13 protein-coding genes are annotated in these 13,086 nt (G+C 64.2%); 8 read left to right on the top strand and 5 right to left on the bottom strand.

Annotation, left to right across the window (positions count from 1 at the left end):
• Positions 1–53: 53 nt before the first annotated feature.
• The gene (locus tag ACO6D6_RS04360) at positions 54–1,424 is read right to left on the bottom strand and encodes an aminotransferase-like domain-containing protein (RefSeq protein ID WP_484783553.1); all 1,371 of its coding nucleotides are present in this window, start codon (positions 1,422–1,424) and stop codon (positions 54–56) included.
• Between the two features lie 170 nt (positions 1,425–1,594).
• Here ACO6D6_RS04360 and ACO6D6_RS04355 point away from each other — a divergent pair, with 170 nt between their 5' ends.
• From ACO6D6_RS04355 to ACO6D6_RS04345, 3 genes are read left to right on the top strand one after another with little or no spacing between them, the layout of a single operon-like run.
• Positions 1,595–2,815, top strand: a complete 1,221-nt coding sequence (locus ACO6D6_RS04355) for a Tm-1-like ATP-binding domain-containing protein (RefSeq protein ID WP_484783551.1) — start codon at positions 1,595–1,597, stop codon at positions 2,813–2,815.
• 11 nt (positions 2,816–2,826) lie between these two features.
• Positions 2,827–3,657: a phosphoenolpyruvate hydrolase family protein gene (locus tag ACO6D6_RS04350; protein ID WP_484783549.1), complete on the top strand. Its 831-nt coding sequence runs from the start codon at positions 2,827–2,829 to the stop codon at positions 3,655–3,657.
• A gap of 1 nt (position 3,658) precedes the next feature.
• Positions 3,659–4,096 (top strand): SRPBCC family protein, encoded by a 438-nt coding sequence (locus tag ACO6D6_RS04345; RefSeq protein WP_484783547.1) that lies wholly within the window; start codon positions 3,659–3,661, stop codon positions 4,094–4,096.
• Between the two features lie 160 nt (positions 4,097–4,256).
• Here the strand turns inward: ACO6D6_RS04345 and ACO6D6_RS04340 are convergent, their stop codons facing one another.
• A complete protein-coding gene (locus ACO6D6_RS04340) occupies positions 4,257–4,691 on the bottom strand; it encodes an OsmC family protein (protein WP_484783545.1) in 435 nt (144 codons plus the stop codon).
• A 360-nt stretch (positions 4,692–5,051) separates the two neighbouring features.
• Here ACO6D6_RS04340 and ACO6D6_RS04335 point away from each other — a divergent pair, with 360 nt between their 5' ends.
• Both ACO6D6_RS04335 and ACO6D6_RS04330 read left to right on the top strand, forming a co-directional pair.
• The gene (locus ACO6D6_RS04335) at positions 5,052–5,864 is read left to right on the top strand and encodes a TIGR04255 family protein (protein ID WP_484783543.1); all 813 of its coding nucleotides are present in this window, start codon (positions 5,052–5,054) and stop codon (positions 5,862–5,864) included.
• On the top strand, positions 5,857–6,516 hold the full coding sequence (locus tag ACO6D6_RS04330; RefSeq protein ID WP_484783541.1) for a hypothetical protein: 660 nt from the start codon (positions 5,857–5,859) through the stop codon (positions 6,514–6,516). Before ACO6D6_RS04335 ends, ACO6D6_RS04330 begins: the two co-directional genes overlap by 8 nt.
• A 250-nt stretch (positions 6,517–6,766) precedes the next feature.
• Here the strand turns inward: ACO6D6_RS04330 and ACO6D6_RS04325 are convergent, their stop codons facing one another.
• Positions 6,767–7,072 carry a transposase family protein gene (locus tag ACO6D6_RS04325; RefSeq protein WP_484783899.1) on the bottom strand — a complete coding sequence of 102 codons (306 nt, stop codon included), beginning with the start codon at positions 7,070–7,072 and terminating at the stop codon, positions 6,767–6,769.
• 114 nt (positions 7,073–7,186) lie between these two features.
• Here ACO6D6_RS04325 and ACO6D6_RS04320 point away from each other — a divergent pair, with 114 nt between their 5' ends.
• From ACO6D6_RS04320 to ACO6D6_RS04310, 3 genes are all read left to right on the top strand, one after another.
• Positions 7,187–8,593, top strand: a complete 1,407-nt coding sequence (locus tag ACO6D6_RS04320; RefSeq protein WP_484783539.1) for an ATP-binding protein — start codon at positions 7,187–7,189, stop codon at positions 8,591–8,593.
• A 396-nt stretch (positions 8,594–8,989) separates the two neighbouring features.
• Positions 8,990–9,373 carry a leucine zipper domain-containing protein gene (locus tag ACO6D6_RS04315; protein WP_484783537.1) on the top strand — a complete coding sequence of 128 codons (384 nt, stop codon included), beginning with the start codon at positions 8,990–8,992 and terminating at the stop codon, positions 9,371–9,373.
• Positions 9,331–9,468 carry a hypothetical protein gene (locus tag ACO6D6_RS04310; protein ID WP_484783536.1) on the top strand — a complete coding sequence of 46 codons (138 nt, stop codon included), beginning with the start codon at positions 9,331–9,333 and terminating at the stop codon, positions 9,466–9,468. The genes ACO6D6_RS04315 and ACO6D6_RS04310 overlap by 43 nt, the downstream gene beginning before the upstream one ends.
• Positions 9,469–10,293: 825 nt before the next feature.
• Here ACO6D6_RS04310 and ACO6D6_RS04305 read toward each other — a convergent pair.
• Positions 10,294–11,514 (bottom strand): GNAT family N-acetyltransferase, encoded by a 1,221-nt coding sequence (locus ACO6D6_RS04305; RefSeq protein WP_484783534.1) that lies wholly within the window; start codon positions 11,512–11,514, stop codon positions 10,294–10,296.
• Positions 11,515–12,046: 532 nt separating this feature from the next.
• Entirely contained in the window at positions 12,047–12,772 is a 726-nt protein-coding gene (locus ACO6D6_RS04300; RefSeq protein WP_484783532.1) for a class I SAM-dependent methyltransferase, read from the bottom strand.
• Between the last annotated feature and the right edge of the window lie 314 nt (positions 12,773–13,086).

Raw genomic sequence — 13,086 nt, 5'->3', positions numbered from 1 at the left:
CTCAGAAACGCCCGGCCCGCGGCCCGCGGTCACATCATCGCCACCTGCGGCCCTTATCTGCCGAATGCGGCGCCCAATCCTCGTCTCAGTTCGGCTCCGTCGTGCCACAGGGGCAGCCGCAGCATCGTGCGGTGGCCGTCGTGGGGTGAGAAACTCGGTCCGGCGGCGAGCTTGACCCCGGCCCGCTTGGCCTGCTCGACGAATGCGACGGCGTCCGTCCCGGTGTCCACCCACAGGCCGGAACCGCCGGCGATCCGCCGCCAGGTCCACGCCGGGGCCATCTCGCGGAGCACCCGCTCCGTGGATGCCAGGTGTGTGGTGAGCATCGCCTGCCGCTCCCGCCGCGCGTCCGCCGCCCGGCGCAGCAGCCGCACGGCGTACAGCTGGTCGACGATGGAGGTCGCCAGGTCGTCGACCTTCCGCAGCTCCACCAGCCGGCGGATGCGCGCCTCGTCGGCCATCACCCAGCCGACGCGAAGCCCACCCCAGAACAGCTTCGACATCGTCCAGCAGCTCAGGTGAAGTTCCGGGGCGACAAGACCCGTCAGCGTTGACGCCGGACGTCCTGACAGTGTCAGGTCGTAGGAACAGCAGTCCTCGACGACGGGCAGGCCGTGCCGGTTGACGACACCGGCGAGCGCCGCCCGCGCGTCCTTGGTCATGCTCTGCCCCGTCGGGTTGTGGACGCTGGTCTGGCAGTACAGCGCGGCCGGACGCCTCGCCGCCGCGCGCGCCACCAGGTCCACGTCGATGCCGCCGTCGCGCAGCGGGACCCCCTCCAGCCGGACGCCATGGGCCCGCAGTGCACACAGCGCACCCCGGTAGCTCGGGTCCTCGGTCAGGACGAGGTCGCCCGGGTCCAGCAGCCCCCGGATCGCCAGCGAGGTCGCCTGCTGCGCCCCGCTCGTCACCAGCACCTCCGCGGGCCGGGTCGGCACCCCATCGCGGGTGAGGTGCTCGGCGATCGCCTGCCGCAACACCGGAAGCCCGGCCGGGAAATAGCCGTCGGTCTCCAGGTAGGGGTCGTGCCCGTCCGGGCTCGCCGACAGCACCTCCCCGGTCACCGCGGACGCGGGCAGGGCCCCGCTGGACAGGTCGATGACATCGCGCGGGGCGTTGGTGAACGAGAACAGCCGCCCGCCGGCCCGGTGCTCGGCACCCACCCGGCCCGACCTCACCCGCGTCCCCGACCCCCGGGTCGAGACCACATACCCGCCAGCCTCCAGCATCGCCAGGGCGGACGCGACGGTCCCGCGGGCGACCCCCAGCACCTGCGCGAGCTCCCGCTGCGGTGGCAAGGTGCTTCCCGCGGGCACGAAACCGTGATCCACAAGCTCTGAAATGGTGCGCGCCAGCGCGTCCGGCAGCCGCTCGTCCGCGTCCGTCCACACCCCGAGCAGCCTCGACAGCTCCGCCGAATCCATGCGCACTCCCACGCCGCCGAGTATGCCCCACCGGCCTGGGCCAATTCTCCCGGATTGGACCAGTGCCGTTCCGCGGTGAGACGTAGCCTCGCTGCTACCCATGGACGCCCGGCCGCCGCGGCCGCGCTTGAGCAGGACGGGTCCGAACACGCACGAAGGAGTGAGACCGCATGGCTGTTGTTGCACTGATCGGGACGCTGGACACCAAAGGCACCGAGTACGCCTGGCTGGCCGAGCAACTGGACAAACACGGGGTGCAGGCCCTGTTCGTCGATGTCGGGTCCTTCTCGGCGAGCCCGCTGGCAAACATCAGCTCCGACGATGTGATCGCTGCCGCGGACTCCGACGCCGCCGCCCTGCGCGAACGCCGCGACCGGGGCGAGATGATGCAGGTGATGAGCGTCGGGGTGGCCCGTATCGTCCGCGACCTGGCGGTGTCGGGTCGCATCCACGGCCTGCTGGCCCTCGGCGGGTCCGGCGGCTCCTCGGTCGCCGCGGCCGCGATGCAGGCCCTCCCGGTCGGTTTCCCGAAGCTGCTGGTCTCGACCATGGCCTCCGGCGACGTGAAACCCTACGTCGGCGAGGTGGACGCGACGCTCATGTACTCGGTCGTCGACGTCGCCGGCATCAACTCGGTCTCCTCCCAGGTGTTCGCCAACGCGGCCGCGGCGATCGCCGGGATGGCCAGGGCCTACGAGGACCGGCTGGCCGCCGTCCCCGCCGAGCACAAACCGGTCGTCGCGGTCACCATGTTCGGCGTGACGACCCCGGCCGCGGACGAGGCCCGCGACACCCTGACTGACCTCGGCTACGAGGTGCTGGTCTTCCACGCCACCGGGGCGGGTGGCCGCGCCATGGAGAAACTCGCCGAGTCGGGCCTGCTGGCCGGGGTGTGCGACCTCACCACCACCGAGCTGGCCGACGACCTCGTGGGTGGTGTCCTGTCCGCGGGGCCGCGGCGGCTGGAGATGGCCGGGCGGGTCGGCCTGCCGCAGGCCGTCAGCCTGGGGGCGCTCGACATGGTGAACTTCGGCCCCGCCGACACCGTGCCGCCCGAGTTCGCCGGACGCAACCTGTTTGTCCACAACCCCACCGTGACGCTGATGCGCACCACGCCTGAGGAGATGGCCGAGCTGGGACGCCGCATCGCCACCAAGCTTGCCGCCGCCACCGGACCCACCGAGCTGTTCATCCCCCTGCGGGGCGTGAGCGCCATCGACGTCGAGGGAGCCCCCTTCCGGGACGCCGAGGCCGACGCCACGCTGTTCGCGGAACTGCGCGCGGGGCTGGCTGGCTCCGGCGTCGTCGTCCACGAACTCGACCAGGCGATCAACGACCCGGGTTTCGGTGCCGCGATGGCCCGCGCACTGCACACATCCATCACCAACTGAGAAGGAGAAACATGTCCCGTCAAGAAATCCTCGATCGTTTCCGCACCCAGGTCGCCCAGGGCCAGCCCATCATCGGCGGCGGCGCGGGCACCGGAATCACCGCGAAGTCCGCGGAAGCCGGTGGCATCGACCTGCTGGTCATCTACAACTCGGGCCGGTTCCGCATGGCCGGGCGCGGCTCGCTGTCCGGGCTGCTGGCATACGGGGACGCCAACGCCATCGTCATGGAGATGGCCAACGAGGTGCTGCCCGTCGTGAAGCGCACCCCCGTCCTCGCGGGCGTCAACGGCACCGACCCGTTCCGTGTCATGGGGCACTTCCTGCGCCAGGTGAAAGAGATCGGGTTCGCCGGTGTGCAGAACTTCCCCACCGTCGGCCTGATCGACGGGGTGTTCCGGGCGAACCTGGAGGAGACCGGCATGGGGTACGGGCACGAGATCGACATGATCCGCATGGCCCACGAACTCGACCTGCTCACCTCCCCCTACGTCTTCGATGAGGAGCAGGCCAAGGACATGGCCCGCGCCGGGGCGGACATCCTCGTCCCTCACATGGGCCTGACGACGTCTGGGACCATCGGTGCGAAGACCGCGCTGACCCTGGAGGAGGCGGCGGTCAAGGTGCAGCAGCTCGCGGACGCGGCCAGGAGCGTCAACCCCGACATCCTGTGCCTGTGCCACGGCGGGCCGATCGCGAACCCGGCCGACGCGCAGTACATCCTCGACCACACCGACGGCATCGTCGGCTTCTACGGGGCCAGCTCCATCGAGCGATTCCCGACCGAGGTGGGCATTCGCGCACAGACCGAGGAGTTCAAGGCCGTCACCTTCAAGAAGGGCTGACATGGCGGTCTCGTACTACAGCACGATCATCCAGCACGATGCCGACAAGGTGTGGGACACCCTCAGGGACTTCAACGGCCTGGCCACCTGGTTCGGTTCCGCGGTCTCCGAGAGCCACATCGAGGACGGTCTGACCGGCGCGACGGTCGGCGCCGTGCGGAACTTCCAGCTCGGCGAATCCCGGATCAGGGAGCGGCTGCTCGCCCTGTCGGACCTCGACCGCAGCTACTCCTACGGGTTCTGCGATCCGGCCCCGTTCGACGTGACCGGATATGTCTCCACGCTGAAGGTGACCCAGGTGAGTTCGACCGGTCAGTCGCTTGTCGAGTGGTGGACGGAGTTCGACTGCGCCCAGGACGAGCGGGAGCACTGGGAGACCTTCTTCGCCAGCCAGGTGTTCGCTCCGGCGCTGGAGAGGCTGCGCGACCACCTCGGCTGACCGCGGCCAAGGTGCTGGCAGGGCCGGGGCATCCCCGTGTCACTTCCCCCGGCTGGGGGTGTCCCGGCTCAGCCCATCACCCATCCCGGCCGGTCGAAGGCCTGGCCGCTGATGTGCAGGGCATGGGCCTCGCCGGGTGTCCGGGCGTGGCGCCGCTGGTTCAGGCGATCTCGTAGCTCAGCTGGGCCGGGTTGACCAGGGTGTCGTGGACCGGACAGTGGGCCTCGATGAACTCGACGAACGCCGCGATCTCTTCGGGGGTGTTGTCTGCGTCGATGTGGTAGCGCGTCCTGATTTTTGATAGCCCGACCTTTGCCGCGGGGTTCTTCCCCCGGAACCCATCCGGATCGAACACCCCATCCACCTCGACCCGTACGTGGCGCAGCCGGATGCCGTTCGGCTTGGCGAAAGCCCTCGCAACGACGCACTTGCAGGCGCCGAGGGCCGACAGGAGGGCTTCGAGCGGGTTCATCCCCTCGTCCTTGCCGCCGAGCGAGGGCGGCTCGTCCAGGACGAAACTCATACCCCGGGATGTGCAGCGCGTCGCCATGCCCTCCAAGGATTCGGCGACCGCGGAAAAGACAGCCTCAGCCATGATGCTCCCTTCACATGTCGTTTCTTTCAGGTTAACCGTCGACCCAACCGCCAGATCCGGGGAGCGACGGCGCCGCCGGGGGCGGCGAAATGGGTTCCGGTGGCCTTGGGGTCCGAAGGCCTGTCACTCAAGCGGTCTGCTCCTCGATGGCTTCTGCCTTGACGATGATGGTTTCCGAGCTGTGGGTGAGGACCCATCCCGGTGAGCAACCACCTGATGGGTTGATCCTGCCCCAGCCATGGTCACGGGGACCAGCCGACCAACCAGGTGAAGGAGACGATCGAGGGCAGATCACTGTCGTATTCGCTGCCCTCGCCCGATGGTTGCTGTTTTGGTTTCTGTCTTAGTAGCATGATCTGTGTGAGGGAGCGAGAAGTTTACCCGAACGCGTCGATTGTCTTGATGGCGGTCGAAGTGCGCCACCCGTCGTGTGAGCTGCTTGAGCCGAAACAGGTCACACAGTTGTCGGCGCACATCCGTGAGTCGCTGCCGTTGCCCAGCGAGATAAGCGAGGTGTCGGTTGTCGTCCAGACAAGCCCGAACAGCCCGCCGGCTCAGCAACAGGTTGTCAGCACCTTCCCGCGATGGACGAGCCGCGACAAGCGGACTGCGCTGACCATCCGCCAGGACAGCCTCGTAGTCGAGACGACGGATTACGGCAGTTACGACCGGATACGGACGCTGCTCGATGTTGCGCTCCGTGCCCGCCGGGCAGTAGCCCCTCCTGCCGGTGTCGAGCGCGTCGGGCTGAGATACATCGACGAGATCAGAGTCCCCACCGAGGACGGAGGGGGCTCTCCCGTTTGGGATCAGTGGGTCGATTCTTCTTTGCTTGGGCCGACACGCATTGGTACTGCCCTGGGTCTCGTGCCCGCTGTGAGCGAGGGCCTTGTTGTCTTCTCCGGTGAGAATAGCCGTGCGCTCGTACTGAGATATGGGGAACAAATCGAGTACGCGGTGCCGTCAACGCCAGAGCTGCGACGCCCCTTGCCGCCGCCGGGACCGCTCTTCAAACTCGACATCGACAGTTTCTGGCAGGCAGCCGATGAGGTGCCTGAGTTCGACGTGGATCTGATCCTGAATCACGCCGACGCGCTGCACGAGCCCGTGCGCGATGTATTCGAAAGCCTGATTACCGATCGGCTCAGAGAGGAAGTGTTGCGCCGTGGCTGAAACTTTGGAGCGGAATGCGGCTGTCGAGTCGGCGCTGACCGCGCGGGCCACGGCCAGTGAGTCCACCGCTCACTCGAGATTGACCGAGACACGTCTCACGGCAGCTCGCCTCACCTCTGAGATTGGTGCGAGCCGGAGCGTCGTTCGGACTCTCCAGGAAGACTGCGGCGACCTGCATAAGCGGACCCATGATGTCGAGTGGCGAACCGCCGCAGCCGAGCGTGCTAAAGACAGCGTGGCATCAATGCTGAGTGACCTTGCCGACCTCGGCTTTGCTTGGCGGGATGTCGCGCGTCTTGTCAAGGTGAGTGTCCCCGCGGTGCAGAAGTGGCGCAAGGGAGAGAAGGCGTCTGGGGAGAGCCGTGTTCGGGTAGCCAGCCTGCTGGCCACGTGTGATCTCATCACCAGGCATTACCTGGTTGAGGAGGTCGCATCGTGGTTCGAGATGCCGCTTTCCCCATTAGCTCCGGTGACGCCGATCGCTCTCTACGCGGCTGACCGCGCTGATCTGGTGTTTGAGCTTGCCAGCGGGCACGCAGACCCCGAGGCGCTGCTGTCAGAGTTCGACCCTGACTGGCGCGAGCGGTACCGGTCGGACTTCGAGGTGTTCGAGGCGGGCGACGGAAACCGCTCGATTCGGATGAGGGGTTGAGGGTTGAGCAAAGACTCACAGGCGGCGCGTCGGTCAGCAAGGCCCTTGGCCAGAGCGCGTTTTAGGAAAGCTGTGAACAAGCCTTGTGGAACTTACAGTTCACAGTTCCACTTTGCCTCGCCGATCCCCACCTGGAAGACGTTGGTCTGTATCCGCGGATTTCCTGGTTGCGCAGCACTCAACCCGACTTCGGGAGCGAAACGAAGCTTTTTCCGTGTTGAGCGCTGCACAACCGGGTTCCCCGGGAGTATCAGCGGCACGCGGCGAGGTTTACTTGTAGGGTGTAGGCGAAGATGAGTCCCGTGACGGCTTGTATTGTGGTTTCGAAGGTGTTGTAGGGGCGGCAGTAATCGGTGTGTAGAACATGCCAGGTCTTGAGGTTCGCGGTGACACGTTCGATGAGATAGCGGACACGATTGATGGCCGTGTTGTTTCTTTTGTCGGTGTCTGTGAGTTCATCATGGGTGGGTTTCCGAGCAGGGGTGATCATTCCCAATCCGATGTAGCCTTTGTCTCCAAGCGGTTTCGCATCAACCCGGGCCCGCCTCGTCGACAGAACACTTCACCGCTGCATGGAGTGGCGACGGACCTGTCCTGCGTCAGGCCGAGCAACCTTGGCCTGAAAGCACTGCAACACTGTAACAAGCTGTAACAATGTTACAGTTAATCTATGACCTCGGCAGTCGTGGATCGTAGCCTGACGTTGCCCCCAGAGCAGGTGGGGCCAGCGCTGCTGGCCCTTGCGGAAGATCAGTGGTTCGAGCGCAAGTCCGCTCGCGTGTCGCCGCGCGATCTCGCGGTCCCGCTGGTGGCTATGGCCAACGCCGATGGCGGGGTGATTGTCGTTGGGCTCCATGACGGCAAGGTGGAGGACGTGCCAGCGCAGCGGCGCAACGAGCTGCGGCAAGCCTGTCTCGACTACACCGAACCGCCGGTACGCGCCCGGGTGGAAGAGGTTGAGGCGCTGGACGCCGAAGGCGAGCCGGCCACTCTCGTCCTGCTGAACATCGCTCCGGGGGAGACCGTGCACGTCACCCAGAAGGGTGAGTGCTACCTGCGGGTTGGCGACGAGTCGCGGCGGCTGACTGCCGCGCAGCAGCGTGAACTCGTGTTCGACCGGGGCATGGCGCACTATGAAGCCACTCCCGTGAACCTCACCCTGGCAGACCTCGACCAGCAGGCCTTGGTGGACTATGCCGAACGCATCGGCGCTGCGACCATTGAGGGTGCGCTGGCCGCGCGCGACCTGGTGGATCGCCGGGGTCGGCTCACCGTGGCCAGCGAGCTGCTGTTCGACGAGCGTCCCCAGCGTGAGTTTCCCAATGCCGTCGTCCGGATTCTCAAGTACGGGGCGGAACACCGGGGCGTGGGACGAAACATGACGCTCGAACAGGACTGCCGGGTGGAAGGCTCCCTGCTGCGGCAGATCTCCGAAGCCATCCGTCAGATCGAGGACATGATGCCCGTCTGGCAGCAACTGAGTGACGCGGGCACCTTCGAACCCATCTCCCGGATTCCCCGGGATGCCTGGCTGGAGGGGCTGGTCAACGCCGTCGTTCATCGCTCGTACAGCACCATGGGCGACCACATTCGCTTTGAGATTTTCCCAAGCCGGATCGAGATCACCTCGCCAGGACGATTCCCGGGCATCGTCGAACCCCAACGCCCGCTCGATATCCGGCGCTATGCCCGTAACCCGCGCATCGCCCGGGTGTGCGCCGACTTGGGGTACACCAGAGAGCTCGGGGAAGGGATCGCACGGCTATTCGCCGAGATGCGTGGACGCGGGCTCGTCGATCCCCACTATTTCCAATCCTCTTCCTCGGTGACTCTCACCTTGTCGGCGCAGGAGGCGCTCCCCGAAGAAATCCGCTCCCGGCTCACCCGCAGCGCGATCGCCATCCTGAACACGTTGCGCCAGGCGGGGGAGCCGCTCTCCACCGGGGCGCTGGCCGAACTGGCAGGGGTAGCCCGCATGACCGCCACCCGGGCGCTAGCCCAGCTGGAAGAACTCGGACTCGTCATCCGGGAAGGCTCCGCCAAGCAAGACCCACGCGCCACCTGGCACCTCACCTGAACTGTAATGAACTGTAACAAGCTGTAACAATGTTGTAGTTCCATCCCCAAAGTTCTTGGCTGGAGCGGCTATTTTCGCCCGGGCCACGGCCCGTGGTCACAGCATTGCCACATGGTGGCCCTTATTCGCCGAAGGCGGCGCCCAACCCTCGTCTCAGTTCGGCTCCGTCGTGCCACAAGGGCAGCCGCAGCATCGTGCGGTAACCGTCGTGGGGCGAGAAGCCCGGTCCGGCGGCGAGCCTGCCCCGGCCCGTTTGGCCTGCTCGACGAAGGCGACGGCGTCCGTCCCGGTGTCCACCCACAGGCCGGAACCGCCGACGATCCGCCGCCAGGTGTACTCGGCCGGGATGTGGGTGACACCGGGTGTTGATGAAAAAGAGGCCCTCTGAGTGGGGCGTTGAAAGCGTTCACGCCGATCAACTGGAGGTCCTCGTGTCCCGCTCTGAGGCCTGATTTGACTGTTCATGGTCGGCTGTTGCTGGTTCACCGTGTCATTGTCGAGGGATGGGCTTGTGGCCCAGCGGTGGGGATCTTTCGTCAGTGCGCTCACCGGTGGCTGAACCGATACCGAGAACTTGGTGAGACTGGGCTCGTGGATCGTTCCAGCGCCCCGCATCATCACCTGAACCGGACGCCACTCGAGGTCGAGCACCAGGTCCTGCGGCTGCGTCGTGAGCAACATCGAGACCCGGAGTGGGTCGCCGCCCGCAGGGGCGTCCCGACACGCACTATCACCACATGCCTCGCATGCGCGAACTCGACCCGCTCACCAGCACTGTGATCCGGGCATTGAAGACCACCGCGATCCACTACGAGCACGACCAGCCCGGTTTCTTGGGCCACACCGATGTGAAGAAGATTGGGCAGGATCCCTGACGCAGGCAGCTGGAGGCTCCATGGCCGCCAGATGGACTCCACCGCTGCCCGCAAGAAACTCCAAGCTCGGTTACGACTATCCCCACTTCCGTGGTCGATGACTACTCTGCTGTGCCTACGCTGAGATCCTGGACGACAAGACCGCAGCCACCGGTGGGTTTCCTGGCCCGCGCCCTGGCAGCCTACACAGATACCGGGATCCGGGTCGAGCGGTTCATGAGCGACAACCACTGGTCATATACGCGCAGCCCCGCGCTGGCCGAACTACTGGACCAGCGCGGGAACAAACATGTGTCCATCCGCCCACACTGCCCCCGGCGGGACAGGAAAGTGGAACGGTTCAACCGGACCCTGCAAACCAAATGGGCCTACCGGTAGCCCTTCCAAAGCAATCAAAAATACGCTGACACGCTCGCCCCCGGCTCCACCAGTACAACAATGAACGCAACCACACCCCCCTCGGAAACCAACCCCCATCAGCCGACTGTCACCAACCTGATAGCCGAGTACACCTAGCCGCAGCAACAGCGTTTGCCGTCGACTACAGGGCGAAGTTCCTAAAAACGGCTGTGAAGATCACCGACGACCTCGACGTACTGCCCTCCTTCTGCGACTACCTCGGGTGCGCACTGGCCTTACCCACGGACCACTGACATCAATCAGGAGATGGCGCCTACACCACATGACATACCCGATCCGCAAGTCTTGATTATCGCTCTTCCGCCTACCGCATACGCATCCTCCTTAGCGTCGCAGAACGCGCCCTACGCAGCCTAAAGTGAAGAGCCAGGGTGTTTTTGGTTGCCCCGTATTTGCCAGCTCAACTCACGGGGTCGTGGATGTCAAATTGAGATGTAGCAGGACGCCCCCCACTTCGTTGACTCTTTTCGGAGGGGTCAGTTCGAACCCGCTAAGTAGGAAATTGCTCTTTGCATGCGGATTGTTGGGTGCAGTAATGGTGTACACATCTGTGACATCGTTTTCCATGGCGAACTGTCTACACAACTTGATGAATTTGCGCTGAATGCCGAGCCCCCTGAAGTCTGGATGAACGAACAAGGCATCGAAGGTGATGGCTTTGGCTGGCTTGACACCGGCTAACGACGCTCCAAGGTTTCTTGACCCGCTGCGGTTCGACACGAAGATCGCGAAACCAATGAGTTTGTCGTCAACATAGGCTCCAATACAACGGTCAAGGTGCATGGATTCCAACAATTTACTTCGCGTTAGAGGAATATACTCTTTGTGAGGTGCATTCGGTGGCACACAGTCGTCCTGCAGTGCCAAGACTTTGGATACCTCGGGAAAAGTCACACCCAGCAAGTGGATGCACTTTTCCTTATTTTCCAGGCTGCCGTATTCTACTCGCGGGCCGTAACCTGGGTCGTGCAAGTACAGGCGCTTGATCAGGTAATCCTTCTCGTATCTATTCGTGGATCGCACCGTAACGGCCCCGTCCACACCATGAGTCGCGCGGTCTTCGCGATACTGAATCCACTTCTCATAGAGACCGAAGATCTGAATGTAAGAGGACGAAGATGGAAGAATGTGGCACTCTTGCAAATAGGGACAATGCATGAACGAGAAGAATCGGTAGCCGAAGAGGTCGTCAATATCTGCTATGCTAATGACTTTGGCTTTCGTCAAGTATGCGATGTTCTCGTAAAAATCCATGAACGAAGCGATCTCACTCTTTGTGATATGTGTGAAATTTGACTCGCCAGCAAGATTGCGATTCTCGTCTTCGAGTGCCTCGTACACCTTCATTAACGAATCGTTATCGTGGTAGTATGAGTTCAATTTGATAATCAAATTACATTTGGTAGTGTTCTGGTTCATTCTGAGCTCGGCTACCACCAGTAAGGCTCCGCAGAATGCTGTGATCAACGAGAAGAGCGAGATCTTGTCTGAGGTCTCCATATCCAGTGGTGTGAACAGGGTCACCCCAGCTGCGAAGATGACAATGCTCACCACGGGGAGCGGCCGAAACTGTCTAGCTGACCAAGCAATACTCTTGAGTTTCTTGTTCCAAGGAATCTTATCCATCAGATTACCTATCTTCACAGCCGCTGTTTGCGACAGTCAGGTTAGATTATTCGGAGCGCCTAAGGCTGCGGGCATGGCAGGGACGCTGGGGGGCGACGGCAGGTAAGTTGTGCTGGCTATCCGCCCTGGTCATGTCGCGCTCATCAGCCGTCGTGGCGAACGAAGGGGCAACGAGTTTCGGGCACATCCTATCTCCTCGTGCTCAGAGCTCCTCTGGCTACAACCATTCTGCCAGCAGGCTGGCGCCTTGAAAACCCTGAACCAATTGATCTGCTGGCGTTCCGTCGTCTGAGGCTTGGGTAAACCGGATCCTCTCTAGGTGATGGTGAAGAAAATGCGTGCCGAGGTAACCGGTGACGAAAATATTGCCGCCCGGGTACTCAGCGCGGCTTTCGGTGCTGAACCCAAGTCAGGATGCCAGCGAGCGCCAACGCGGCGCCCGCGAACCGGCGCTCCGGGTTCGTCGAAGCCCGGCCGAGGATCCGCATCCCCACCCGCCCGGGAGATGCCCGTGAACCGCGGGGCGGGTGAGTCAGTCCTTGACGATGAGGTAGAAGGTGGTGTCGTCGATCTGGTCGAGGCTGAGTCCGGTGGCGCGGAGTTCGGCCCGGATGACCTCGGGGTCCGGGTGGCGGAACATGTATTCGGTGGTCTCCTCGGTCAGCACGCGATCGCCGTCGAGGGTGCGGCAGGTCATTCTCCAGCGCATGCGCTCGTCGTCGAGTGGCCATCCCTCCGCGAGGCCGCTATAGGTCAGGTCGCCGATCCGGGTGCTGGCGATCTCGTAGGGTTCCACCCGCGCGGGCCGGCAGGGCGGCTGCAAATCCGTCAGGGCGGCCCCGCCCTCGGGGAGCCGGGCGGCGAGGGCAGCGAACAGCGCGGCCCGTTCGTCCGGGCTGAAGTGGCCGAGGACGCCCAGCAGGATCGCCGCGCCGATGGCATCAGGCAGGGGAGCGGCGCCGAAGGCCTCGGGTCGGATCGTGACCCGGTCGAACCACTCCGGGTGCGCGGCAACCTTCGTCAGGACCAGCGCCCTCATCGCGGGGCTGGGTTCCAGGGCGTAAACATGGGCGTCCGGTAGGTGCTCCAGGACGAAGACCGTGTTCAGCCCCGATCCGGCCCCGATGTCGAGCACCGGCCCCGCCCCGGCGCGGACCAGCGGAATCAGCCTCTCCAAAGCCGCCACCTGTGCTGGGCGGAAGCTGGCGTTGAGCAGGTCGTAGACCTGCGCGCTGACGGCGTAGGCGTCCTTGCTCATGCCGTGACCATCCCTCGTTCCATGGCATCCCTCCTGTATCGCAAATGCCTCCAGGCGATGATGGGACCAACCATAGTCTGCTGAGAGCCATTCTTACAGGGCCCGGCCTCGAACAGGTGCCTCGACGCAGCCGAGACGCTCCCTGCTCCGTGCGAGAGGGGAGCCGGGCGCCGCGGGATGTCTGCCCGTCGCTTGCCCGGCGGGGCGTTGGGGGCGACGCCCGGGGCCCATCGCGGCTGAACCCACCCCGCGTGGACAGCGGTGAGGGGTGGGCATACTATTGCCCTGCAATTGATAACCGCTATCATTCTTGG

The organism is Arachnia sp., assembly GCF_057238465.1.
Note: the sequence above shows the minus strand (reverse complement) of the source record. Positions and strands in the feature narration are given on the sequence as shown.